Source organism: Janthinobacterium sp. LPB2021202312-11-4 (assembly GCF_037049705.1).
In the GTDB taxonomy this organism is placed as follows: Bacteria; Pseudomonadota; Gammaproteobacteria; order Pseudomonadales; family Pseudomonadaceae; genus Aquipseudomonas.
In genome coordinates, this window is the sequence record NZ_JBAGKV010000013.1 from 54,174 (window position 1) to 78,388 (window position 24,215).

The 24,215-nt window shown below is 60.1% G+C and carries 20 protein-coding genes; 12 read left to right on the top strand and 8 right to left on the bottom strand.

Annotation, left to right across the window (positions count from 1 at the left end; all coding sequences use genetic code 11):
• Nucleotides 1–45: 45 nt before the first annotated feature.
• The 4 genes from V5E99_RS15565 (at nt 46) to V5E99_RS15580 (ending at nt 4,588) form a co-directional block, all read left to right on the top strand.
• Nucleotides 46–1,050 carry an asparaginase gene (locus V5E99_RS15565; protein WP_499803229.1) on the top strand — a complete coding sequence of 335 codons (1,005 nt, stop codon included), beginning with the start codon at nt 46–48 and terminating at the stop codon, nt 1,048–1,050.
• A gap of 155 nt (nt 1,051–1,205) precedes the next feature.
• The gene (locus V5E99_RS15570; protein WP_499803230.1) at nt 1,206–2,198 is read left to right on the top strand and encodes an AraC family transcriptional regulator; all 993 of its coding nucleotides are present in this window, start codon (nt 1,206–1,208) and stop codon (nt 2,196–2,198) included.
• A gap of 245 nt (nt 2,199–2,443) precedes the next feature.
• Entirely contained in the window at nt 2,444–3,475 is a 1,032-nt protein-coding gene (locus V5E99_RS15575; RefSeq protein WP_499803231.1) for a histone deacetylase family protein, read from the top strand.
• Nucleotides 3,476–3,487: 12 nt separating this feature from the next.
• Nucleotides 3,488–4,588, top strand: coding sequence for a polyamine ABC transporter substrate-binding protein (locus V5E99_RS15580; RefSeq protein ID WP_499803232.1), 1,101 nt, complete (start codon nt 3,488–3,490; stop codon nt 4,586–4,588).
• A gap of 127 nt (nt 4,589–4,715) precedes the next feature.
• Here V5E99_RS15580 and pdxR read toward each other — a convergent pair whose 3' ends face one another.
• Nucleotides 4,716–6,254, bottom strand: coding sequence for a MocR-like pyridoxine biosynthesis transcription factor PdxR (gene pdxR, locus V5E99_RS15585; protein ID WP_499803233.1), 1,539 nt, complete (start codon nt 6,252–6,254; stop codon nt 4,716–4,718).
• Between the two features lie 104 nt (nt 6,255–6,358).
• Here pdxR and V5E99_RS15590 point away from each other — a divergent pair, with 104 nt between their 5' ends.
• From V5E99_RS15590 to V5E99_RS15600, 3 genes are read left to right on the top strand one after another with little or no spacing between them, the layout of a single operon-like run.
• Nucleotides 6,359–6,982 carry an FMN-binding negative transcriptional regulator gene (locus V5E99_RS15590; protein WP_499803234.1) on the top strand — a complete coding sequence of 208 codons (624 nt, stop codon included), beginning with the start codon at nt 6,359–6,361 and terminating at the stop codon, nt 6,980–6,982.
• A 9-nt stretch (nt 6,983–6,991) separates the two neighbouring features.
• Nucleotides 6,992–7,438, top strand: a complete 447-nt coding sequence (locus V5E99_RS15595; RefSeq protein ID WP_499803235.1) for a GNAT family N-acetyltransferase — start codon at nt 6,992–6,994, stop codon at nt 7,436–7,438.
• Nucleotides 7,439–7,456: 18 nt separating this feature from the next.
• Complete coding sequence (locus V5E99_RS15600) at nt 7,457–8,128, top strand: GNAT family N-acetyltransferase (RefSeq protein WP_499803236.1); 672 nt, start codon at nt 7,457–7,459, stop codon at nt 8,126–8,128.
• A 99-nt stretch (nt 8,129–8,227) separates the two neighbouring features.
• On the opposite strand, the gene V5E99_RS15605 is transcribed toward V5E99_RS15600, so the two are convergent.
• A complete protein-coding gene (locus V5E99_RS15605) occupies nt 8,228–9,127 on the bottom strand; it encodes a homocysteine S-methyltransferase family protein (protein ID WP_499803237.1) in 900 nt (299 codons plus the stop codon).
• Nucleotides 9,128–9,239: 112 nt separating this feature from the next.
• Between V5E99_RS15605 and V5E99_RS15610 the strand changes: the two genes are divergently transcribed.
• Nucleotides 9,240–10,061 (top strand): ABC transporter substrate-binding protein, encoded by an 822-nt coding sequence (locus tag V5E99_RS15610; protein WP_499803238.1) that lies wholly within the window; start codon nt 9,240–9,242, stop codon nt 10,059–10,061.
• Nucleotides 10,058–10,894 (top strand): amino acid ABC transporter permease, encoded by an 837-nt coding sequence (locus tag V5E99_RS15615; protein ID WP_499803239.1) that lies wholly within the window; start codon nt 10,058–10,060, stop codon nt 10,892–10,894. The genes V5E99_RS15610 and V5E99_RS15615 overlap by 4 nt, the downstream gene beginning before the upstream one ends.
• A 107-nt stretch (nt 10,895–11,001) precedes the next feature.
• On the opposite strand, the gene V5E99_RS15620 is transcribed toward V5E99_RS15615, so the two are convergent.
• Nucleotides 11,002–11,280: a helix-turn-helix domain-containing protein gene (locus tag V5E99_RS15620; protein ID WP_123408688.1), complete on the bottom strand. Its 279-nt coding sequence runs from the start codon at nt 11,278–11,280 to the stop codon at nt 11,002–11,004.
• Entirely contained in the window at nt 11,277–12,602 is a 1,326-nt protein-coding gene (locus tag V5E99_RS15625) for a HipA domain-containing protein (protein ID WP_499803240.1), read from the bottom strand. The genes V5E99_RS15620 and V5E99_RS15625 overlap by 4 nt, the downstream gene beginning before the upstream one ends.
• A 233-nt stretch (nt 12,603–12,835) precedes the next feature.
• Between V5E99_RS15625 and V5E99_RS15630 the strand changes: the two genes are divergently transcribed.
• Nucleotides 12,836–15,793 carry an autotransporter outer membrane beta-barrel domain-containing protein gene (locus tag V5E99_RS15630; protein WP_499803241.1) on the top strand — a complete coding sequence of 986 codons (2,958 nt, stop codon included), beginning with the start codon at nt 12,836–12,838 and terminating at the stop codon, nt 15,791–15,793.
• Between the two features lie 199 nt (nt 15,794–15,992).
• On the top strand, nt 15,993–18,293 hold the full coding sequence (locus V5E99_RS15635; RefSeq protein ID WP_499803242.1) for an autotransporter outer membrane beta-barrel domain-containing protein: 2,301 nt from the start codon (nt 15,993–15,995) through the stop codon (nt 18,291–18,293).
• A 201-nt stretch (nt 18,294–18,494) separates the two neighbouring features.
• On the opposite strand, the gene oadA is transcribed toward V5E99_RS15635, so the two are convergent.
• A complete protein-coding gene (gene oadA, locus V5E99_RS15640; RefSeq protein ID WP_499803243.1) occupies nt 18,495–20,303 on the bottom strand; it encodes a sodium-extruding oxaloacetate decarboxylase subunit alpha in 1,809 nt (602 codons plus the stop codon).
• An 11-nt stretch (nt 20,304–20,314) separates the two neighbouring features.
• Nucleotides 20,315–21,730, bottom strand: a complete 1,416-nt coding sequence (locus V5E99_RS15645; protein ID WP_499803244.1) for an acetyl-CoA carboxylase biotin carboxylase subunit — start codon at nt 21,728–21,730, stop codon at nt 20,315–20,317.
• Between the two features lie 205 nt (nt 21,731–21,935).
• On the opposite strand from V5E99_RS15645, the gene V5E99_RS15650 reads away from it, so the two are divergent.
• A complete protein-coding gene (locus V5E99_RS15650; RefSeq protein ID WP_499803245.1) occupies nt 21,936–22,883 on the top strand; it encodes a LysR family transcriptional regulator in 948 nt (315 codons plus the stop codon).
• Here V5E99_RS15650 and V5E99_RS15655 read toward each other — a convergent pair.
• A complete protein-coding gene (locus V5E99_RS15655) occupies nt 22,825–23,037 on the bottom strand; it encodes a PA3496 family putative envelope integrity protein (RefSeq protein ID WP_499803246.1) in 213 nt (70 codons plus the stop codon). The genes V5E99_RS15650 and V5E99_RS15655 overlap by 59 nt on opposite strands.
• Before the next feature lie 176 nt (nt 23,038–23,213).
• Entirely contained in the window at nt 23,214–24,080 is an 867-nt protein-coding gene (gene hexR / locus V5E99_RS15660; protein ID WP_008027445.1) for a transcriptional regulator HexR, read from the bottom strand.
• Nucleotides 24,081–24,215: the final 135 nt, after the last annotated feature.

A 24,215-nucleotide genomic window follows, 5' to 3' on the forward strand; every position in this document is an offset into this window, starting at 1 on the left:
GAGCGAGCCCGCTCCCACAGGAACTCATCGTTTCGGAGAGTCTCCATGAATTCCTCGACCTACCCTGCCGCCCAGCACGTCATGGTGCTCTACACCGGCGGCACCATCGGCATGCAAGCCAGCGCCAATGGCCTGGCCCCGGCATCCGGTTTCGAAGCGCGGATGCGCGACTACCTGCACAGCCAGCCTGAACTCGTCGTCCCGCAGTGGCGCTTTCGCGAGATGAGCCCGCTGATCGACAGCGCCAACATGACCCCCACCTACTGGCAGCAACTGCGCGAAGCGGTGGTTGATGCGGTCGATGTCCAGGGCTGCGACAGCGTGCTGATCCTGCACGGCACCGACACCCTGGCCTACAGCGCAGCGGCCATGAGCTTCCAATTGCTTGGCCTGCATGCCCGTGTTTGCTTCACCGGCTCGATGCTGCCGGCCGGTGTGACCGACAGCGATGCCTGGGAGAACCTCAGCGGCGCGCTGGTTGCCTTGGGCCAGGGCTTGGCGCCTGGCGTGCATTTGTATTTCCACGGCGAGCTGCTGGACCCGACCCATTGCGCGAAAATCCGCAGTTTCGGACGTCATCCGTTCAAGCGACTGGCGCGTCAGGGTGGCGGCGTGAAAGCGACTTCGCTGCCGGTGCAACTGAATTACAACCAGGGCAAGTCACTGGCGAAAGTCGCTGTGCTGCCACTGTTCCCCGGCATTGGCGCCGAGGTACTGGCTGGGGTGCTGAACAGCGGCATCCAGGGCCTGGTGCTGGAGTGCTACGGCAGCGGCACCGGGCCGAGCGACAACCCCGAGTTTCTCGCCGCTCTGGCGCAGGCGCGGGACAACGGTGTTGTCGTGGTCGCAGTGACGCAGTGCCATGAAGGCGGCGTTGAGCTGGATATTTACGAGGCGGGCAGCCGTTTGCGCGGTGTCGGCGTACTGTCGGGCGGCGGCATGACGCGCGAGGCGGCGTTCGGCAAGTTGCAGGCGCTGCTCGGCGCGGGTCTGGACAACGCACAAGTACGTCGCCTTGTAGAACAAGACCTCTGCGGCGAACTCAGCTGACCCCACACAAAACCCTGTAGGAGCTGCCGAAGGCTGCGATCTTTTGATCTTCATCAGCAAGATCAAAAGATCGCAGCCTTCGGCAGCTCCTACGCAGGTCTTCGTTGGGCACACAACTTGCTGTCCTCCAGCCAATCCAAGGCTGGAAGCCACCCATGCTCCACTCCCACCTCACCACCCTCAACGCCGTCTCCCTGGTGCTCAACGCCTTCAAGGCCGAAGGCCTGTCCAGTGAAGCACTGCTCGCGGGAAGTGGCATCAGCGCGGCGGATCTGTGCCGGGCGGACACGCGCATTACGACCAATCAAGAGATGCAGGTCTGCGCCAACGCCGTCGCGCTCAAGCGGGACATTGGCCTGGAACTGGGTCGGCGGATGCATGTTTCGTGCTACGGCATGCTCGGTTATGCCCTGCTCACCAGTGCCACCTTCGGTGACGCTTTGCGCCTGGCGATGCGTTATCCGGCGCTGTTGGGAACACTTTTCGAACTGAGTCTGGAAGACGATGGCGAGCGGATCTGGTTCGTCGCCGCCGATTACCGGGAAAGCCCGGCCATGGCCGTGTTCAACGCCGAGTTCTGCCTGGTCTCGCTGAAAGTCATTTGCGACGACCTGTTCGGCCACCCGCTGCCGCTATTGGCCGCGCGCTTCGAACACCCGGCGCCGGATTACCAGGCAACCTACGCCGAACACTTTGACTGCCCGTTGAACTTCGGGGCGCGGGACAACGCGTTTGCCTTCGACCGACAGTGGCTCGAACAACCGTTGCCGCTCGCCGACGTCATCACCCATCAGGCCATGGCCGAACGCTGCCGCAAACAAAACACCGAGTTCACTGGCCGTCAGGCGTGGCTGGGGCGGATTCGTCAGTTGCTCAGCGCGCAGTTAAATGCAGCGCCGGGGCTTGAGGGGTTGGCCGAGCAAATGAAGTGCTCGGCGCGGACCTTGCGCCGGCATCTGAAGGAGTTGGGCTGCAGCTATCAGGAACTGCTCGATGAGCTGCGCTTTGAGCAGGCCAAGCAAATGCTCTGCGAGGATCAATTGCCGATCTACCGGATTGCCGAGGCCCTGGGCTTCAGCGAGACCGCGAGTTTCCGCCATGCATTTGTGCGCTGGAGTGGCGTGGCGCCGAGCCAGTTCAGGCCTTGAAGATCAAAAGATCGCAGCCTTCGGCAGCTCCTACAGAAAACGCATCCCCCTGTAGGAGCTGCCGAAGGCTGCGATCTTTTCGGTTACCCACGCCCAACGCTGGAGCACCGCCGCGCCAATAAGGGGCGAATTTCGGTCAAATCTTTTGGCCATATCGATCCCCTTTTGGCCTTTCCTGCCGTTCTCCCAAACGCCGCGCCCCGCAAGACTGTGTTCAACCGAATCAGCCTGCGGAGAACAAGAAAATGCTGACGATTTACTCGGACGATCACCACCTGCACCACGGTCGTTGTGAATTGATGGACGGGCAATTGATGCCCTGCTTCGAAATGCCTTCCCGTGCCGACCACGTTCTACAGCGCGTGAAAGACCGCGACCTCGGCCCGGTGCAAGTGCCACAGGATTTTGGCCTGGACCCGATCGCGCGCATCCATAGCCGCGACTACCTCGACTTCTTCAAAGGGGCCTGGGCACGCTGGACCGAGTTCAATACCGACGGCGACTTGCTGCCGTACACCTGGCCGGCCCGCACCTTGCGCCGGATCATGCCGACCAGCCTGCACGGCCAGCTCGGCTATTACAGCTTCGACGGCGGCGCGCCGATCACCGCTGGCACCTGGCAAGCGGCGTACAGCGCAGCGCAAGTGGCGTTGACCGCCCAAGCCGCGATCCAGCACGGCGCCCGCAGTGCCTTCGCGTTGTGCCGTCCACCGGGCCACCACGCCGCCAGCGACTTGATGGGCGGTTATTGCTACCTCAACAACGCTGCCATCGCCGCCCAGGCATTCCTCGATCAGGGCCACAAAAAGGTCGCGATCCTCGACGTCGATTACCACCACGGCAACGGCACCCAATCGATTTTCTACGAACGTAGCGACGCGCTGTTCACCTCGATCCACGGCCACCCGGAAGCCGAATTCCCGTTCTTCCTCGGCTACGAAGACGAGCTCGGCGAAGGCGCCGGTGAGGGCTTCAACTTCAACTACCCTCTGCCCGCCGGTTCCGGCTGGGACACCTGGAGCGCAGCGCTGGATCAGGCCTGCAAAGAAATCGAAAAATATGGCGCGGACGTCATCGTCGTGTCCCTGGGCGTGGACACGTTCAAGGACGATCCGATCTCCCAATTCAAGCTCGACAGCCCGGATTACCTGGCGATGGGCGAGCGCATCGCGAAGCTCGGCAAGCCGACGCTGTTCGTGATGGAAGGCGGGTATGCAGTAGAAGAAATCGGCATTAACGCCGTGAACGTTCTCGAAGGTTTTGAAAGCGCCCAATGAGGAATTAGAACAATGAATGGTCTCAAGCGTTTTATCGCTCCAGCTCTATGTGCAACGGTACTTAGCGGTGCCGTTCACGCCGAAGAACGAACGTTGCGCGTCTACAACTGGTTCGACTACATCACCCCCAAAGCCCTGGAAGACTTCAAGGCGCAGAACACCCAGACCAAACTGGTCTACGACATCTTCGACACCAACGAAGCCCTTGAAGCCAAATTGCTCACCGGCAACTCCGGCTACGACGTGGTGGTGCCGTCCAACGTATTCCTCGCCAAGCAGATCGAAGCCGGGGTGTTCCAGCCGCTGGACCGCAGCAAGTTGCCGAACTGGAATCACCTCGATCCGAAACTGATGAAGCTGATCGAAGCCAACGACCCGGGCAACAAATTCGCCGTGCCGTACATGTACGGGACCATCCTGATCGGCTTCAACCCGGACAAGGTCAAGGCTGCGCTGGGCGCCGACGCGCCGATGGACAGCTGGGACCTGATCTTCAAGGAAGAGAACATCAGCAAGCTCAAGCAGTGCGGCGTCGCCCTGCTCGACTCGCCGTCGGAGATCCTGCCGCTGGCCCTGCAACACCTCGGCCTGGACCCGAACAGCAAAAAGCCTGCGGACTACGACAAGGCTGAAGCGCTGTTGATGAAGATCCGCCCGTACATCACCTACTTCCATTCGTCCAAGTACATGGCCGACATCGCCAACGGTGACATCTGCGTCGCGGTCGGTTATTCCGGCAGCTTCTCCCAGGCCGCCAATCGCGCCAAGGAAGCCAAGAACGGTGTCGTGGTCGATATGCGCCTGCCCAAAGAAGGCGCGCCCATCTGGTTCGACATGCTCGCGATTCCGAAAGGCGCGAAGAACACCGAAGACGCCTACACCTTCATCAACTACCTGCTGCAACCCCAGGTGATTGCGCCGGTCAGCGACTTCGTCGGTTACCCGAACCCGAACAAGGACGCCACGGACCTGGTCGATCCGGCGATCCGCAACAACCCGAACCTGTACCCGACCGAGTCGGCGATGGGCACGCTCTACACCCTGCAACCGCTGCCGCGTGATGCCGAACGTGCACGGACCCGGGCCTGGACCAAAATCAAGTCCGGGACTTGATGCGCTCAGTAAGGTAAAGACCCTGTGGGAGCGGGCTTGCTCGCGAAAGCGGCGCATCAGTTGGCATCAATGTCGACTGACACGCCCTCTTCGCGAGCAAGCCCGCACACACAGGGGGCGTTGCTGATCAGTGGCGCCAGGCAGAGCGCAACCGCTTCAATGCCGATTCAATGTCAGCCTCCGGCACCGCAGCAAACCCCAGTACCAACCCCGCACGCTGGTCCGCTGGCCGGGTCGAATCGGGCAGCCAATAGCCGCTCAACGCATTGATCTCGACACCCACCGCCTCAGCTTGCGCCACCAGTTCAGACTCCCGGGCCACGCTCTCGACCGACACCGTCAAATGCAACCCGGCCGCCACACTGGGCAGAGTGCCGACGCCCGGAATATCTTTCGGCCAACCGGCCAACAACGTATTGCGCCGGCTCAACGCGGCCCGACGCATGCGCCGGATATGCCGCTGGAAATGCCCCGCCGCCATGAACTCGGCCATCACCGATTGGGTGCTGACCTCCGAATGCCGCACGTCCACCGCACGCCGACGGGAGAACGCATCCACCAGCGCCGGCGGCAACACCAGATAACCCAGGCGCAACGCCGGAAACGCGACTTTGCCAAACGTGCCGACGTACAACACCCGCCCCTGACGATCCAGTGCCGCCAACGGTGCCAGCGGTGCGCCGCTGTAACGGTACTCGCCGTCGTAGTCGTCTTCGACGATCCAGCCGTTGGTGCGCTCGGCCCACGCCAACAACTCCAGGCGCCGGGCCAGGCTCATGATCACCCCGGTCGGGTACTGATGGGACGGAGTGACGTAGGCCAGTCGGCAATCGCTCAGCCCTTCCAGCTCGGCGCAATTGATCCCCTCGCTGTCCACCGAAACCCCGTGCAATCGGCCCCCGGCCACGGCGAAAGCATGACCCGCCGCGCGGTACCCCGGATTCTCGATCGCCACGCCGTCGCCCGGCTCCACCAGCAGCTGTGCACAAAGGCTAATCCCCTGCTGTGCGCCACTGGTGATCACAATTTGCTCAGCCGTGCACTGCATGCCCCGGGAACTGCGCAAGTACGCGGCAATCATCCCGCGCAATCTTGCATCGCCCGCAGGGTCGCCGTAGCACAACTGCTGCAAATCCGGTTTGCGCCAGAAAGCCGCGTTCAGCTTGGCCCACACCTCAAACGGAAACAGATCGAAGGCCGGCACGCCCACCCGAAAAGCCTTCGGCGGACCACTCGGCGGCATAGCCAAATGGTTCTTTTCGACCCGCTCCAGCGCACCATTGTGGATAACTTTACTGGATGGAATCACAGGTAAATCCAGCCAATTTGTGGATAAGGCTGTGGGTAACCCTGTTGAAAACCCTGTGGATAGTTTTTTTGCCGGCAACGCGGTTTGCGGTAATTGAGCGACGTAAGTGCCATCGCCCACCCGCCCTTCAATGAAGCCTTCGGCATACAGCTGATCGTAGGCGCGGACCACGCTGTTTCGGGAAATCGACAGCGCCGCCGCCAGATCGCGACTGGCCGGCAATCGCGTGCCGCTGGCCAGGCGTCCGTCGAGCACCCGCACACGTAATGCCTGATAGAGCTGACGGCTCAAGCCCTGACGGCGATCGAGTTCGATGCCGGCCGGATTAAAGGACAGGGACAGCGGCGTATCGGTCATGGCCTGAACCCGCAAAGAATGGACCTATGAAATTGGTCGGTAATGGCTCTTACAACAGACCATTAGCCTGCCTAGGATGAAGACATTCGCCAAGGGAAATTTCCATGTACACGCCAAGCAGCTTTGCCATCGACGATTTGCAGGACTTGCATCAGCAGATACTCGCTACCCGCCTCGCCATGCTGGTTACCCACGGCGAACAAGGCTTGCAAGCCAGCCACATCCCTTTGTTGCTCGACACTGAGCAAGGCCCCAATGGCACCCTCTATGGACACTTGGCCAAGGCCAATCCGCAATGGAAGGAACTGCAAAACGGTGCCGAAGCGTTGGTGATTTTTGCTGGCGCCGATGCCTACGTCAGCCCGGGGTTTTATCCGGCCAAAGCCGAGCACGGCAAAGTCGTGCCGACCTGGAACTACGTGGCCGTACACGCCTACGGCAGGGCTGAAGTGTTCAGCGACGCCGATCGCCTGCTCAACCTGGTCAGCGCCCTGACCGACCGCCACGAAGCGAGTCGCGCCCAGCCCTGGAAAGTCGCTGACGCCCCCGCCGACTACATCGACGGCATGCTCAGGGCCATCGTCGGTTTCGCGCTGCCCATCGAGCGCCTGGAAGGCAAACGCAAGCTGAGTCAAAACCGCAGCGCCGCAGACATCGCCGGTGTGCGCGAAGGGTTGGCCGCCAGCCCCGACGCGCAGGACCAGGCCCTCGCCCACTTGATGCGTTAAGGAATGAACATGAGTCAGATCGAAATTCGCCAGGTTACCGCCGACGACCACGCAGCCTGGCTGCCACTGTGGCAAGCCTACCTGCGCTTCTACAACACCGAGTTGCCCGATGCCGTGAGCCAAAGCACCTGGCAACGCCTGCTCGACCCGAATGAAACCACCCACTCGGCCCTGGCCTGGGCCAATGGCAAAGCCGTGGGCATGGTGAACTTCATTTACCATCGCTCGAACTGGAGCATCGAAAACTCCTGCTACCTGCAAGACTTGCTGGTCGTGCCTGAAACCCGTGGCACCGGCGTCGGTCGGCAGTTGATCGAGTTCGTCTACGCCACCGCCAAGGCCGACGGTTGCTGCAAGGTTCACTGGCTGACCCACGAAACCAACGCCACCGCGATCCAGCTCTACGAGCGCATCGCCGAACGCCCCGGTTTCATCCAGTTTCGCAAAGCCCTTTAAGGTTCAAGGAGAACAACAATGACAACTTCACTCGCTGACTGGAAAGGCGTCCCGGCGCCCTCGGCTCAATTGCTCGAAGGGCGTTTCATCCGCCTGGAAAAACTCGACCCGGCGCGCCATGCCGAGGGTTTGTTCAACGCCCTGCAAGGCCCCGGCGCCGACCCGAAACTCTGGGATTACTTGCCTTACGGCCCCTTCCCGGAGCGCAGCGTGTTCAATGATTGGCTGAACAACCACGCGGCCAACAGCGACCCGTATTTCTTCGCGGTGATTGATCGCCTCAGCGGCGACGTGCAAGGCATCCTCAGCCTGATGTCGATTGTGCCGGCCCAGGGCCGCATCGAAATCGGCCACGTGACCTTCGGCGCGCCGATGCAGCGTTCGCCGAAAAGTACCGAAGCGGTTTACCTGCTGGCCAAGGAGTCGTTCGCCATGGGTTACCGGCGCCTGGAGTGGAAGTGCAACAACGGCAACGCCCGCTCCAAATACGCTGCCGAGCGTTTGGGCTTCAGCTTTGAAGGGGTGTTTCGCCAGCACATGGTCGTGAAGGGACAGAACCGCGACACCGCGTGGTATTCGATTCTGGATTCGGAATGGCCGGCGATTGGCGCCGGGTTTGAGCAGTGGCTTTCGGATGAAAACCAAACTGATTCGGGGCAAGTGAAAACCTTGGCGGAGTGCCGGGCCTAAAAGCCTTAACAGCAAAAGATCGCAGCCTTCGGCAGCTCCTACAGGGCTATGCAATACCGTGTAGGAGCTGCCGAAGGCTGCGATCTTTTGATCTTTCTTCTAAACCAATGTCCGGGCCAGCACCGCAATATGCTCCGGCCCAATCCCGCAGCACCCGCCCAAATGGCTGGCTCCACGTTTTTGCCAATCGGCCGCCCACTGCAAATAACCCGGCGGGTCCAGGTCATCGCGCAACGGGTCGAGCCCGTCGTTGGCCGTCGCTTCTTTCGGTTGCGGTGGAAACGCGTTGGCATACGCGCCGATGTGAATCGTCACGCCCAACCGCTCAAACGTTTCCCGCGCCGCATCGATCGCCGCGCCGATCACTTCGGGTTGGCTGCAATTGAACAGCAACGTTTCGACGCCCAACTCAGCCGCCACCGCCGCCGCTTCCGCCACCGGCTCACCGGAACGCAAGCGCGGCACCTCGTCGGTGTCTTCATCCTTCAACGTAAACGACAGCCAGAACGGCTTGCCGTCCTTGGGCAAACCGGCGCGAATCGCCCGCGCCTCGACGATTGAGCTCTGGGTTTCCGCCAACCACAGATCAACGTGCGGCGCGAGGCCCTTCACCAGTGGCGTCAGCAACTCAATCACGCGTTCAGCATCGAACAAGTCCGGACGGTAGGAGCCAAACAGCGGCGGCAAAGAACCGGCTACACGTACCGGTTTGCCTGATGCGTCTACCGCACGCCGCGCCAATTCACCGGCCAACGCCGCAAGCGCCTGGCCCTCGGCGGCAAAACGTTCCTCGCCAATATGGAATGGCACCACCGCATAGCTATTGCTGGTGATCACATTGGCGCCGCTCTCGATATACGCCGCGTGCACTGCTTCGACCGCTTGCGGCGCTTCGCTCAAGGCAAGCGCCGACCACTCGGGCTGCCTGAACGGCGCCCCTCGTCGTTGCAGTTCACGGCCCATGCCGCCATCCAGAATTACTGTGCTTCCTGCGCCCATATGCTTTTCACTCATAAGCTTATGAAAATAACTCACTATCAGAGTCGTTCTTATAACTATTTAATACGCACCATTCGGTTAATAACAACCACTTTTTTATCAGGGATCGACTGTGAAATTCCAACCGCTACTGGCCCTGGGCCTGACGATTCTGGCTGCCTCCACCCAAGCCTTCGGCGGCGCCACGCTGGATCGCGTCGAGCAAAAGAAAGAACTGGTAGGCGTGTTGATGGAAAGTTATCCACCGTTCTCGTTCCTCAATGACCAGAACCAGCTCGACGGTTTCGACGTCGATGTGGCCAAAGCCGTGGCCGAAAAACTCGGCGTGAAACTGCGCCTCGAAACCCCGTCCTGGGACGTGATCGCCGCCGGCCGCTGGAGCGGTCGCTACGACATCTGCATCTGCTCCATGACCCCGAGCAAGGCCCGCGCCGAAGTGTTTGATTTCCCGGTCGAGTACTACGCCTCGCCAGCGGTGATCGTGGTCAACGCCAAGGACGATCGCATCCACAGCGCCAAGGACCTGAGCGGCAAGAAAGTCGGCCTCACCAGCGCCTCCAGCTACGAAAGCTACCTGAACAAAAACCTGGTGATCGAAGGCGCCGAAGACACGCAATTGCAGTACCCGTTCGAGGACGTGCAGATCGCCCCGTATGACACCGACAACGTGGCATTCCAGGATTTGGGCCTGGGCGCCGGTGTGCGGTTGGACGCGATCCTCACCAACCTGGTGACCGCACAACCGCGCCTCACTGAAGACAAGCGCTTCAAACTCGCTGGCGAGCCGCTGTACTCGGAACCGAACTCGGTGGCCATCGAAAAGGGCGACGCGCAGTGGGACGGCAAGGTGCGTGAAGTCTTCGCCCAGTTGAAACAGGACGGCACATTGGCCAAGCTGTCGCAAAAATGGATCGGCGCCGACATCAGTAAATGACTTCTTTCCCAAAACCTCCTCAGCCACCGCAACCGGTGGCTGAGTCGCGGCTGCAACGGCTCTTCGGTTTCCGCACGCGGCTGTACCTGACCTGGGCAGCGATGCTCGGGTTGTTCGCCAGTTTTTTCCTGAGCTTCGACCTGAAGTTCTCGATCATCCTCGACAAACTGCCCAACCTCGTCGGCCTGCACCTGGCGCCCAACGGCTTTCTGCAAGGCGCGGCGCTGACGTTATTCCTGTGCCTGTGTTCCATCGTGGCGTCGTCGCTGCTGGGCTTCATCACCGCGTTGGCACGGCTGTCGAAAAGCGCCGTGGCGTTCGGCATCGCCAGTTTCTACGCCTCATTTTTTCGCGGCACACCGCTGCTGATCCAGATCCTGCTGATCTACCTCGGCCTGCCGCAACTGGGCGTCGTGCCGGGCGCCATCGCCGCCGGCATCATCGCCCTGTCGCTGAACTACGGCGCTTACCTCAGCGAAATTTTCCGCGCCGGCATCCTCGGCGTCCCCCACGGCCAACGCGAAGCGTCCCTGGCCCTGGGCATGCGCGAAACCGTGATCTTCTGGCGCGTCACCCTGCCCCAAGCCATGCGCACCATCATCCCGCCGACCACCAACCAGTTCATCTCAATGCTCAAAGATTCTTCGCTGATCTCGGTGATGGGGGTTTGGGAAGTGATGTTCCTGGCGCAGTCGTATGGGCGGTCGAGCTATCGCTACATCGAGATGCTGACCACGGCGGCGGTGATTTACTGGGTGATGTCGATTGGGCTGGAGCTGATACAGGCGCGGATGGAGCGGCATTACGGCAAAGCCTATTTAAGCCGCAGCTAACCAAAGCCGCAGCCTTCAAACACACGCAAATCCCTGTAGGAGCTGCCGAAGGCTGCGATCTGTTGATCTTTAACCCACTCAGCCTTCGGTAACACCTTGCTGCCGACTTAGCTGAAATCCCGTCGAATCCGCACCACGCCCATCTTCAATCCAAACGGTTTGAACACAGAGTTGAGCGATTTCAGCGTCTGATTTCCTTCTCCATGCTCGATATGCACGAGTGTGCGCACAGAGATTTTGCACATCTTCGCGAACTGGGTTTGGTGCAGGCCGGTGACCTCTACCCGTAATCGACGGACTGCTTCGCCTATTTCCAGAGTGCCTTGGGCAAGCCCCTCTTGAATGCCTTCAATCAAAAGAGCGCGAGCATCAATGGTAATGGTCATCTCAGCCCCCATGTCTTCAACCGCTGCTCAAGATTCCTCAACGCAACCCCTGGGTGGTTCATAGTGGTCTCAGGAAGACCGCTGGCGGTGAGAATGTCCGGCAAAGCTAACAAGCGATTGGCATCCGCTCGCAGACCTTCAAATAGCGCTTCAGGATCTTCGATATCCGCCAATGCATCGCACACTTCGCGCCATTTAACCTCGCCCGCCACCTCCAAATCTTTGGGCCATTTGGTAGTGCGCGTGACACCCTCGTCATCCATCACCATAGGAGCCAAATCGTAGATCGGAGCAAGGCGAAAAGAGTCCGTGCCGCGAATAATCGAAGTGTTGCGGCCATGGTTATCGGAGTTGCCCAGAATCTTATTGAGCAAATCACGACGCAGATAATCGGACACCAAAGCAGGCACTTGATCGACCTGCCCGGCTTGTTTCCATAACCGAGCGAGCAACTGGATCACTTCAAGATGATTCATATAGCTGCCTGGGACTGTCACACCCGCCAGCGAATAGATGGACTCAACTGCTAACCGCTCAACACCTTTATCTGTTACTTCACGATCAAAGCGCTTCATCCAAAGACTGGGTTTGGTTGCCTCCTCCAGCGCAAGCCCATCTGCCGCTATCGTCTCGATTTCAAGAACGTGCAATGCCTTGTAGTAGTGAAATTCGCTTTTGAGGATGATCTGATCAGTCTGGGCGGCTCTGTTACGAGCAAATTTCACAAACCAATGCTGCGCCACTTGATCGTCGCTCAGTACAGCATCCGGATACAGCAGACCGTCCCGCCCTTGCGACATCAAAAGTTTAGGGGCTTCACCACCTGCCCCCGTGGCACCGCCAATCGCTGCGCCCTGCTCATAGGCATACTCCAAAAAAGTATTGTCGCGAGCGACGACTTCTTCTCGGCGAAAACCTATGGCGGGCCTGACATCTGCCGCTTCAGCCGACTCCTTGATGCGCATGTGGCCGATAGGTGCCGGAGTACTGCGTCCCAGCAAAAATAAATCAGTGCTGATGCCTTCAGGTTTGTCCTGCCCGACACGCGCCATAAGAAAGCGTTTTGCGGCGCCGGCTGGAGCAATGTCGAGCAAAAAGGCCGGCGCTTTTTTCAGCGACGTGTTATCCCAATCCAAAGGCAACCTGGCGCTGACCGCTTTTGAAAAGGGTGATTCGATGTACTCAAGGTTGTTAGCCACATAGTCTTTTTTGTAACCAAATCGACAGGGCCCTTCGAAACCTTTTTCCGGGTCGGTAAAAACCAGCGTCATCGCATCCTGCCAGTTACCAGATGTGTAGACCTGCAGCGTCAATGCGTACATAAATCACCTGCAATTTAATGCGTGCCATCGCCAGAAAACGACCTAGCTCATGCAATATAGTGCAGCTATGAGCAAATCACCGATGTAATTTACGCATTAAAATGCATTTAACAAATGAACTTGCTTAAATTCACGCATTAAATTGCAGAAGCCCGTCATTCACTCATACATCATTCTGTAAAACCCCTCCGCTATACCAGACGGCCCGCTTATAACAAAAGGCTCGTCCACCCATGCCCTTCTCGCCCCAGCGTCTCGCCCTCACCATCGCCCTGCTGATCAGCGCCACCGCCGCCCACGCCAAAAACGTGCAGATCGACACCGCCACCACCGCCGCGCAAACCTTGGGTGGCAGCGACACGTTGACGATCTCGGCACCCGGCAGCATCACCAACAGCGGCAAGACCGTGAGCCTCAAGGACAGCACCAGCGGCGTCGGTGTGGTGATCGATAACGCGGGCAAGATCGTGTCCACCGGTGGCCGGGCGATCGACAGCAGTGGCGACCTGACTCAGGCGCGCAACTACAGCATTTATAACCGCAGCGGCGGGCAGATCCTGGGGTTCAACGATGCGTTGCGCATCGACAGCAACTTCGCCAGCGGCAGTTTGCTGATCGACAACAGCGGCATCATTCGCTCCACCACCGGCCAGGGGCTGGACCTGGATGCCTTGCGCAGCGACGGCGTCAAAACCACGATCATCAACCGCGCGGGCGGGCTGATTCGCGTGGACGCCAGCGACGGCATGAAGACCGGCGCCAACGCGACGATCACCAATTACGGCGAGATATCCACCGGCGACTCGCACAATGCCGACCAGAAATTCGACGGCATCGACATCGATACCGCGACCGGCGTCACCGTCACCAACTACGGCACCCTTTCCGGCGGACGCCACGGCATCACCACCGACCTCGGCGCGACACTGGTCAACTACGGGCAGATCACCGGGCGCAACGGTTCGGGTTTCGGCTCCGATGGCGACGGCACCGTGATCAACCACGGCACGATTACCGGCGCCTACTCAGGGCTGCAACCCAACGGTGATGGCGATGGCGTGGACATCGACAACATCGCCCACATCGAAAACTACGGCACCATCCAGGGCGTCGGTGCCGGTGGCGTGGACAAGGGTGGTTTCGCCAACGGCAGCGAAGGTATCGCGCTGGGTGGCGGCTACATTTTGAACGCCAAAGGTGCGCTGATCAGTGGCGCGAACAGCGCGATTCTGGTGGACGACGGCAGTGGCGGTTCGGGCATGGCGGCGACCACCCTGGAAAACTTTGGCACCATTCAGGGCCTTGACGGGTTCGGCGTGAAATTCGTCGGCGAGTTCGCCGACAACGTGATCAACGGCGGCACCATTAGCGGCAGCAACGGCCTGGCCCTGGACCTGGGCGGCGGCGACGATAGCCTGACCCTGCGCAACGGCAGTCGCTTCGTCGGCGTGGTCGATGGCGGAACCGGTTACGACCGGGTGGTGATGGACGACGTGGCCGGCGGCAGCTTCGGCGCGAGTCGCAATTTCGAATGGCTGGAGGTCAAGCAAGGCGCCTGGACCCTGACCGGCAGTGGTGATTTCAGCGACGGCGGCGCGGTGCGTAATGGCGCGACGCTGATCAACCAGGGCGGGATTGCCGGCACGCTGACGGTGGATCAGGGCGGCGTATATGCCGGTGGTGGTTCGGTGGGCAATCTGCTGGTCAACGGCACGATGCGCACCAATACGCAATTGGGCACCGCGACCGTTGCTCACGATTTGACCTTTGGCAGCGGCGGCACCCTGGCCTATGGCGTCAATGCCGATGGCAGCAGCGCCCCGGTGATCGTCGGCGGCAGCGCCAACCTGAATGGCGCGACCCTGGCGGTCAACCCCGGCAGCGGCACTTACCCGTGGCAAAGCCAATACACCGTGCTGCAAGCCGCAAGCGTCAACGGCACGTTCGGCAAGGTCACCAGCGATTACGCCTTCCTCACGCCGACCCTCGCCTACACCCCGACCCAGGTCGATCTGACCTACACCCGCAACGACATCGCCTTCAACGAATTCGCGGCCACCGGCAACGGCAACAACGCCGCCAACAGCCTCGCCTCGATGGGCAAAAACAATGCGCTCTACAACGCCTTGCTCAACACCACCAACGCCACGGCGGGCGCGGCGATCGAGCAACTGGCCGGCGCCAGCAACGCCAACCTGACCAGCGCCACCCTCGGCGCCAGCAGCCAGATCGGTAGCAGCATGCTCTCGGCGATGCAGACAATGGGGGCCGGGGCAGGCTTATTGGTGGGTCTTGATCAACGGGACACGCCGGTCCTCGCGGCCACGGGCGTCCCGTCCGATGCGCGCAACCTCAACGACCCGAACGCCCAGGGCCGACTCTGGCTGCAGGCCATCGGCGGCTACGGCAAGCTCGACGGCGAACACGGCAACAGCGGTCTGGAACAACGCACCAAGGGCAGCGTGCTCGGGGCCGATTGGGCGCTCAATCCGCAATGGCGACTGGGTGTGCTCGGCGGTTATTCGAAAACCGATCTGGATGCCACCGGCGTCGATGGCACAGTCGAGAGCTGGCACGCCGGGGTCTACGCCTTGCGCCAAAGCGGCCCGTTCGCGCTGCGTCTCGGCGCGGCCTACAGCGGTCATCAAGGTGAAAGCAAACGCACCGTCGCTTTCAACGGTTTCAACGACCGCCCCAAAGGCGACTACGACGCCGACAGCCAACAAGCCTTTGCTGAATTGGGCTACGCGATGGGCAGCGGCCGCCTCAGCGCCGAACCCTTCGCCAACCTCGGCTACCAGCGCTATCACCGCGACAGCTACCAGGAAAAGGGCGGCGCCGCCGCGTTGCAAGTCGAGGAGCAAACCCAGGACAACTTCAGCAGCACCTTCGGCCTGCGCCTGGCGCACCTCAGCACCCTGGAAAACGGCATGAGCCTGACCCCGCGCATGAGCGCCGGCTGGAAGCACACCTACGGCGATGTCAGCAGCTCGACGCGCCAGGCCTTTGTGGTCGGCGGCACGGCGTTCAGTGTCGATGGCAGTTCGCTGGATCGCGACAGCCTGGTGCTGGAAGCCGGACTGGACCTGGGAATTTCGGCGCGGCATTCCGTAGGCGTTGCCTACAGCGGCGAGATCGGCAGTAACAGCCGTAATCATGGGTTGATTGGGCAGTGGCAGATGAGTTTCTGATATTCCGCCAACAGACGCTTCCGGGATTGTTGTAGGCAAAGACGCTTGATGGCCGGTGAAACCGGATCGGGTCCGAGCCCACGGTAGATTCGGCTACAAGCAAAGGATCTGCGCCTTTCAAAACACGCGGAAATGCCCGGCATCCAGTCATTGGCATCAGCTTTTAGAGTTTGACCTCCTGTCGAAAGAGGTCAAACCGATGCCCGATCAACACACGTTCCGACCACAACACCTCGCGCTGGCCATCGCGCTGGCGCTGGGCTGCGCTGAGTTTTCAAACGCTCAAGATTTGCCCATTCACACCGAGCTGTCAGCCCCTGTCGAAGAGCTGACGAATGCTGAGCTGAAAAGTGTTCCGCTTGAAATCCTCCAGGAGTTCCTCACGGCTGGCAGCACCGTTCCCCAAGAGATCAACTCACCGGACAGAGTCGTAAAGGGTTCAGACGCCAACGACCTGATCATTGTAAAAAATGGTGGCAGCTTCAAAGGCCAGGCTGACGGCGGCGAAGGCATCAACGTCATACACCTTGACGCCCCTGATGGTGGCGTATTGGGAGAAACACAAAACTTCAAAGGTCTATTCAATTCCCAGGGCGCGTGGACATTAACCAGCAAGGGCGATTTCGACGACGGTGTAGTGGTGCTGAACGATGGCGTCCTGACCAACAATGGAAAAATCCTGGGTCGCGCAATAGCAGTCGGACAGCTTTTCAACAACGGCGACATAAACGGCCCCGTGGATGTCGCAGATGGCGGTACTTTCGCGGGTTCAGGGACCGTCGGTAGCTTGAAGGTACACGGCCAGCTCAGCGTCAATAAATCCCACGGAGCCCCAAGAATCAAAGGTGACTTGAGCCTTACGGAGACAGGCGTCCTGGCTTACGAGGTCAATCCCGATAGCCGTGGCGAAACGATAAAGGTCGGCGGCACTGCCAGCCTCGGTGGTTCCACGCTGAAAATCGTTGCGATACCGGGCGACTATCCGCAGAGCAGTCGGTACACCATCATCGAAGCCAAAGAGGTCGAAGGCAAATTCGGTAAAGTTCTCAATGAACTGGCGTTCATGACTCCGACCCTTCGGTACAACAAAAAGAGCGTCGGCCTGACCTATGCTCGTAACGAAGTACCATTCGAAAGTCTCGCCACTTCCGACAACGGACGAGAGTTCGCCAGAAATATCACCGAGGCGCCACACATCCCCGAAGCGCAAGTGCCTTCCGACAGCGTGACCAGCAACGTTGCCGACGTGATGCCAACCTCTAGCGCTGAAGCGTCAACTCCAGAGCCATTTACCATCGCGGATACTGTCGACGCAGCTCCGCAACCCTCCACCGTCATCGACACCTCCGGCACTGCGCAACAAGCATCCGCCGCCACTGACACTTCTGGCGCAGCTCCAAAGCCGTCGACCACCGCAAACGCTCCCGCCACCGCTCAAAAACCACCCACAACAACGAACACAGCCATCGCTGCCCTGCTCGCCTCCAACAAGCAAACCGCCGCCCTGGCCCTCGAGCAACTGGCCGGTTCCAGCAATGCCAACCTCGCCAAAGCAACCTTGAGCAGTGTCGATCCGGTCAGCGGCAGCATGCTCTCGGCCATGCGCCAACTGGACAGCACTCATGGCACCCGCAACCTGCGCGAGCGGAACAACTCACCACGCTTGGCAGCTGGCAACGAAGACAACGGCCGGATCTGGCTGCAAGCGCTTGGCCACGGCGGGAAACTGGATCGCGATGTTGAGCCCCTGCAACACTCGACCAAGGGTCTGCTGCTGGGCGCCGACTGGAGCCTCGACGAGGAATGGCGTCTGGGGTTAATGGGCGGCACATCGCGGACTCGACTGGACAGCAAGGATCTCGACGGCAATCTAGATAGCTGGCACCTGGGCGCGTATGCGCTGCGGCAAAACGGCCCGATGTCACTTCGGCTGGGCGCGACTTACAGCGGCCACGACGGCAGCACAGCACGCCGGGTAGCGTTCACCGGTTTCAGCGATCGTCCGAAAGGCAGCTACGACGCCAGCACCCAACAAGCCTTCGCCGAAGTGGGATACAACCTGGGCCGCGCGAATGTCAGCATCGAGCCGTTCGCCAGCCTTGGCTACCAACGCTATCAGCGCGACGGCTACACCGAAAAAGGTGGGGCGGCGTCGCTGAAAGTCCATGAGCAATCCCAAAGCAACATGAGCAGCACTTTTGGTCTGCGCCTGGCGAAGGTCGAAACCCTGGATAACGGCATGCGATTGACACCGCGCTTCAGTGCCGGCTGGAAACACACGTACGGCGAGATCGACACCTCAACCCGCCAGCGACTGGTCACCGGCGGCAGCAACTACACCGCGTACGGTGTGGCGCTGGATCGCAACAGCCTGCTGGTGGATGCCGGCCTGGATCTGGGTCTGTCGAAGCACCATAGCGTGGGCGTTGGTCTCACCGGCGAAATGGGCAGTGACAGCCGCAATCACGGCGTAATGGGACAGTGGCGCATGGCGTTCTAACCAAAGAACGACGCAAATTCCTGTAGGAGCGAGGCTTGCCCGCGAAGAGGCCGTGTCAGTTGACAAGGATGTCGACTGACACACAGCCTTCGCGGGCAAGCCTCGCTCCTACAAAGGTATGGGGTGATCCCAAATGACAGGCAAAAAAAAGGGGAGCACATGCCCCCCCGAGGTTTAAAACGGTGTATCGAGGCGGTTATCTCAGCCTTCGATCTCGATCAGGATTTCGCCAGGGTTGACCCGGTCACCCTTGGCCACGTGGATGGCGGTGACTTTGCCGGCGATGGCAGCCTGGACTTCGGTTTCCATCTTCATCGCTTCGGTGATCAGCACGGCTTGCCCGGCTTTCACGGTGTCGCCCTCCTTGACCAGCACATCGACGATGTTGCCCGGCATCGTGGTGCTGACGTGGCCCGGCGCCGTGGCTTGCTTGCGCTTGCTGCTGCCACCGCTGACGAACTCGTTGAGCGGTTCGAACACCACTTCTTCCGGCATGCCGTCGATGGACAGGTAGAAGTGACGTTTGCCTTCAGCCTTGACGCCGACGCCGGTGATGTCGACGCGGTAGGTTTCGCCGTGGACGTCAATGACGAACTCGGTCGGCACGCCTTCGCCACCGGCCGAGGTCACACCGCCGGCTTCAGGAATCGGCAGCAATACTTCAGGCACCAGGGTGCCGGCGTTGCGCTCTTCCAGGAACTTGCGGCCGATGTCCGGGAACATGGCGTAGGTCAGCACGTCTTCTTCGGACTTGGCCACGGCACCGATTTCGGCACGCAGTTTGGTCATTTCCGGCTTGAGCAGGTCGGCCGGACGAACGTCTATCACCTCTTCGCTGCCGATGGCCTGGCGACGCAGCTTCTCATTCACGATGCCCGGCGCTTTGCCGTAGCCGCCCTGCAAGTAGAGTTTCACTTCGTTGGTGATGGTCTTGTAGCGCTCACCGGCCAGCACGTTGAAGAACGCCTGGGTGCCGACGATTTGCGAGGTCGGGGTCACCAGCGGCGGGAAGCCGAGGTCTTCACGAACACGCGGGATTTCGGCCAGCACTTCGCTCATGCGATTCAGCGCGCCCTGCTCTTTCAACTGGTTGGCCAGGTTGGAAATCATCCCGCCCGGTACCTGGTTGACTTGAACTCGGGTGTCGACAGCGGTGAATTCGCTTTCGAACTGGTGGTACTTCTTGCGCACGGCGTAGAAGTACAGGCCGATCTCTTGCAGCAGTTCCAGGTTCAGGCCGGTGTCGAACTCGCTGCCTTTAAGGGCGGCAACCATCGACTCGGTACCCGGGTGGCTGGTGCCCCAGGCGAAGCTGGAGATCGCGGTGTCGATGTGATCGGCACCGTTTTCGATGGCTTTGAGTTGGCACATCGCGGCCAAACCCGCGGTGTCGTGGGAATGGATGAACACCGGCAGCGATTGTTCGCTTTTCAGCGCCTTGACCAGTTCGCCAGTGGCGTACGGGGTCAGCAGGCCAGCCATGTCCTTGATCGCCACCGAGTCGCAACCCATGGCTTCCATTTGCTTGGCTTGCGCCACAAACGCCTCGATGGTGTGCACCGGGCTGGTGGTGTACGCGATGGTGCCTTGGGCGTGTTTGCCCGAGGCTTTCACCGCTTCGATGGCCACGCGCAGGTTACGCACATCGTTCATCGCATCGAAGATACGGAACACGTCGATGCCGTTGACCGCTGCCTTGGCGACGAAGGCTTTGACCACGTCGTCGCTGTAATGGCGATAGCCCAGCAGATTCTGGCCACGCAGAAGCATTTGCAGGCGCGTGTTAGGCAACGCCGCGCGCAGTTGGCGCAGACGCTCCCACGGGTCTTCTTTCAGGAAGCGCACGCAGGCGTCGAAAGTCGCGCCGCCCCAGCATTCCAGCGACCAGTAGCCAACTTTGTCGAGCTTGTCGCAGATCGGAAGCATGTCTTCGGTGCGCATGCGAGTGGCGAGCAGCGATTGGTGGGCGTCGCGCAGGATTGTGTCAGTAACGTGGATTTTCTTGCTCATTGTTCTATTCCTCACAGGCCTGCGTGGGCGGCGATGGCGGCGGCGATGGCCAGGGCCAGCTCTTCGGGTTTGCGCTTGATCGAGTAGTTGGTCAGTTCAGGGTGGGCTTCAACGAAGCTGGTATTGAACTGGCCGCTACGGAATTCCGGGTTACGCAGGATTTCCTGGTAGTAAGCGGCGGTGGTCTTGACCCCTTGCAGACGCATGTCGTCGAGGGCACGCAAGCCACGGTCCATCGCTTCTTCCCAGGTCAGCGCCCACACCACCAGTTTCAGGCACATGGAGTCGTAGAACGGCGGAATGGTGTAGCCGGTGTAGATCGCCGTGTCGGTGCGCACGCCGGGGCCGCCGGGTGCGTAGTAACGGGTGATCTTGCCGAAGCTCGGCAGGAAGTTGTTTTTCGGGTCTTCGGCGTTGATCCGGAATTGCAGCGCGAAACCGCGATGCTGGATGTCTTCCTGTTTCACCGAAAGCGGCAGGCCGGACGCGATGCGGATCTGCTCACGCACGATGTCGATGCCAGTGATTTCTTCGGTGATGGTGTGTTCCACCTGCACCCGGGTGTTCATCTCCATGAAGTACACCTCGCCCTCGGCGAGCAGGAACTCCACGGTGCCGGCATTCTCGTAACCCACAGCCTTGGCCGCACGCACCGACAGGTCACCGATGTAGGCACGCTGTTCCGGGGTCAGTTGCGGGCTCGGGGCGATCTCGATCAGCTTCTGGTTGCGGCGCTGGATCGAGCAGTCACGTTCGAACAAATGCACCACGTTGCCAAAGCTGTCGCCGAGGATCTGCGCTTCGATGTGTTTCGGATTGACGATGCATTTTTCCAGGAACACTTCCGCCGAACCAAAGGCCTTGGTCGCTTCGGAAATCACCCGTGGAAAGGCTTGTTCGAGTTCTTCGCGGCTGTCGCAGCGACGGATACCCCGGCCGCCACCACCGGAGGTGGCCTTGAGCATCACCGGGTAACCGATACGGTCGCCTTCGACCAAGGCTTCGGCGATGTCGGCGACGTTGCCCTCGGTACCTGGCGTGACCGGCACGCCGGCCTTGATCATGCTGCGGCGGGCTTCAGTCTTGTCGCCCATGCGGCGAATGACTTCAGCCGATGGACCAATGAACTTGATCCCACGTTCGGCGCAGATTTCGGCCAGTTCGGCGTTTTCCGAGAGGAATCCGTAGCCGGGATGCAATGCATCACAACCGGTTTCCACGGCCAGGTTCACCAATTTGCGCGCATTCAAGTAACCGGCCAATGGCTCGGCACCGATGCTGTGGGCCTCGTCCGCACGCTTCACATGCAAGGCATGGCGGTCGGCGTCGGAATAGATCGCGACCGAGCGAATGCCCATCTCGGCGCAGGCACGCACGATTCGTACGGCAATCTCACCACGGTTGGCGATCAGGATCTTTGTTATCACTTGGAGGTTCCCTTGAGCCGGTGGTACCCACGACCTGCTAGACCAGGTCGACGCGTGACTAAATGTTTCAATTTAGTCGCAGCCCCACACTAGCCCCCATGAGGGATTAACAAAAATGATTAATAATTGGGTCAGGCATAAGTAAAGACTTATAGTTGAATCACCAGCCCGCGCCGAGATCACTATAAAAATGCGTAAGTCATTGATGCGTATGACATTGCGTCAATTGCAGATCTTCAATGAAGTCTGTGATCTGAGGTCCTACAGCCGTGCGGCTGACGAAATGTCTCTCACACAACCTGCCGTCAGCCTACAGATTCGTCAACTTGAGGAGCTGATCGGTCAGCCGTTATTCGATTACGTCGGCAAAAAACTCTACATGACCGAAGCGGCAGAGGCCCTTCAACGCGCCAGCCGGGACATTTTCGGGCGCCTGGAAAACCTCGACATGCAGCTGTCGGACATGCAGGGATCGTTGCAAGGGCAACTGAAACTGGCGGTGGAATCCAGCGCCAAGTATTTCGTGCCGCACTTGTTCGCCGCGTTCAAGCGCCAGCACCCGGAAGTGAACCTGCAATTGACCGTGGTGAATCGCGGCCAGGTCATCCGCCGTCTCTCGGACAACCGCGACGACCTGGTGATCATGTCGATGGTGCCGCAGGACATGGGCCTGGAATTCCTGCCGTTCCTCAACAACCCGATCGTCGCCGTCGCACCGCCGGAGCATCCGCTGTGCCACATGGGGCCGCTGCGCTTGCAGGATCTGGAGCCTTACACGCTGCTGATGCGCGAACCGGGGTCCGGGACGCGGATGGCGTGCGAAGAGTATTTCAAAGAGAAACGCGTGCACTTCACCCAGACCCAGGAGGTCTCGTCGGCCGAAGCTCAGCGTGAATGTGTGTTGGCGGGCCTGGGCGTTGCGCTGTTGACGCGCCACGCCCTGAACCTGGAACTGGCGACCGGCGGACTCGTTGAGCTGCCGGTCGAAGAACTGCCGCTGTATCGCAGTTGGTGCCTGGTGCAGGCCAAGGCGAAACGCCTGTCACCGGTGGCTCACGCTTTCCTTGCGTTTATCCGCAGCGAACGGGTGCAAATCAGCGCGCTGGTTGAGCGTTTCGACGGGAAGCTGCGGGAGCTGCCTGCCAGTAGTTGAGTTCCAGATCCTCGGGAAAATCACCGATCTCGGCGAGAAGCTGCCGGCGTTCGCAGCGATCTTCGATGGCGCGGCGAAATTCCATGCGGCGCTGGTCTTCTTGCTGACGGCGGGTTTTCAGGGCGCTGTTGCGTTCTTCGTAGGGCTGGGCCATTTCGAGTCTCCCAAGGCGATGACGGGAGTTACAGGATGGGCGCGAGGGATGACGGTTTGGCGGCGGGTGGGTTACAGAGAGATGAAAGTTTGCCAAGCAAAGATCGCAGCCTCCGGCAGCGCCTACAAGGAATGTAAACACCCGTAGGAGCTGCCGAAGGCTGCGATCTTTTGATCTTAGTCGTCCAGCGCTTTCACCGACTTGGGCGACAACCGCAAGCTACGAAGGCTGCGCTTAACGCTCTTGAGGTGGTTGACCAGGCTCGGCCCGCGCGCCATGGCCACGCCCATCGCCAGCACATCGATCACCACAAGATGGGCGATCCGCGAAGTCAGCGGCGTATAAATTTCAGTGTCTTCATGCACATCGATCGCCAGGTTGACGGTCGACAACTCAGCCAGCGGCGTCTGGCTCGGGCACAAGGTAATCAGCGAAGCGCCGCTTTCGCGCACCAGGTTCGCGGTGATCAACAAGTCTTTGGAACGCCCGGACTGGGAAATGCAGATCGCCACGTCGGTGGGTTTTAGCGTCACCGCCGACATCGCCTGCATGTGCGGGTCGGAATACGCTGCTGCGGTCAGCAGCAAGCGGAAGAATTTATGCTGGGCATCCGCCGCCACCGCGCCCGAGGCGCCAAAGCCATAGAACTCGACGCGCTGGGCCTGGGACATCAGCGACACTGCTCGCTGCAACTCCACCGGATCGAGCTTCTCGCGAACTTCCATCAAGGTGTGCAGCGTGGTGTCGAAGATTTTCAGGCTGTAGTCAGCGACCGAATCGTCTTCATGAATCGCAAACTGCCCGAAGCTCGCACCGGCCGCCAGACTCTGGGCCAGCTTGAGTTTCAAGTCCTGGAAACCGGAACAACCGATGGCGCGGCAAAAGCGCACGATGGTCGGCTCGCTGATGCCCACGCTGTGGGCCAGGTCGGCCATGGAACTGTGCATCACCGCCGCAGGATCAAGCAGCACATGGTCGGCGACCTTGAGCTCCGACTTGCGTAACAGGTGGCGTGACTGGGCGATGTGTTGCAGCAGATTCAAAGGGATCGACTCTTTGTTATTGGCAGGTGCCGGGGATGTAGCAAGCTTGTAGTTATACTACATGAATCGGCTTTTTGCCTGCTCAATGCGTAACTCGATGTCCCCATTCCACGCGTCGTGCGCTCCATGTAGCCC

Coding starts and splice junctions, on each gene's coding strand:
- V5E99_RS15650 (WP_499803245.1), top strand. CDS start 21,936: ATGCGTATGACATTGCGTCAATTGCAGATCTTCAATGAAGTCTGTGAT.
- V5E99_RS15575 (WP_499803231.1), top strand. CDS start 2,444: ATGCTGACGATTTACTCGGACGATCACCACCTGCACCACGGTCGTTGT.
- V5E99_RS15590 (WP_499803234.1), top strand. CDS start 6,359: ATGTACACGCCAAGCAGCTTTGCCATCGACGATTTGCAGGACTTGCAT.
- V5E99_RS15605 (WP_499803237.1), bottom strand. CDS start 9,127: ATGGGCGCAGGAAGCACAGTAATTCTGGATGGCGGCATGGGCCGTGAA.
- V5E99_RS15615 (WP_499803239.1), top strand. CDS start 10,058: ATGACTTCTTTCCCAAAACCTCCTCAGCCACCGCAACCGGTGGCTGAG.
- V5E99_RS15625 (WP_499803240.1), bottom strand. CDS start 12,602: ATGTACGCATTGACGCTGCAGGTCTACACATCTGGTAACTGGCAGGAT.
- V5E99_RS15565 (WP_499803229.1), top strand. CDS start 46: ATGAATTCCTCGACCTACCCTGCCGCCCAGCACGTCATGGTGCTCTAC.
- oadA (WP_499803243.1), bottom strand. CDS start 20,303: ATGAGCAAGAAAATCCACGTTACTGACACAATCCTGCGCGACGCCCAC.
- V5E99_RS15600 (WP_499803236.1), top strand. CDS start 7,457: ATGACAACTTCACTCGCTGACTGGAAAGGCGTCCCGGCGCCCTCGGCT.
- V5E99_RS15655 (WP_499803246.1), bottom strand. CDS start 23,037: ATGGCCCAGCCCTACGAAGAACGCAACAGCGCCCTGAAAACCCGCCGT.
- V5E99_RS15635 (WP_499803242.1), top strand. CDS start 15,993: ATGCCCGATCAACACACGTTCCGACCACAACACCTCGCGCTGGCCATC.
- V5E99_RS15620 (WP_123408688.1), bottom strand. CDS start 11,280: ATGACCATTACCATTGATGCTCGCGCTCTTTTGATTGAAGGCATTCAA.
- V5E99_RS15570 (WP_499803230.1), top strand. CDS start 1,206: ATGCTCCACTCCCACCTCACCACCCTCAACGCCGTCTCCCTGGTGCTC.
- V5E99_RS15630 (WP_499803241.1), top strand. CDS start 12,836: ATGCCCTTCTCGCCCCAGCGTCTCGCCCTCACCATCGCCCTGCTGATC.
- V5E99_RS15580 (WP_499803232.1), top strand. CDS start 3,488: ATGAATGGTCTCAAGCGTTTTATCGCTCCAGCTCTATGTGCAACGGTA.
- pdxR (WP_499803233.1), bottom strand. CDS start 6,254: ATGACCGATACGCCGCTGTCCCTGTCCTTTAATCCGGCCGGCATCGAA.
- V5E99_RS15595 (WP_499803235.1), top strand. CDS start 6,992: ATGAGTCAGATCGAAATTCGCCAGGTTACCGCCGACGACCACGCAGCC.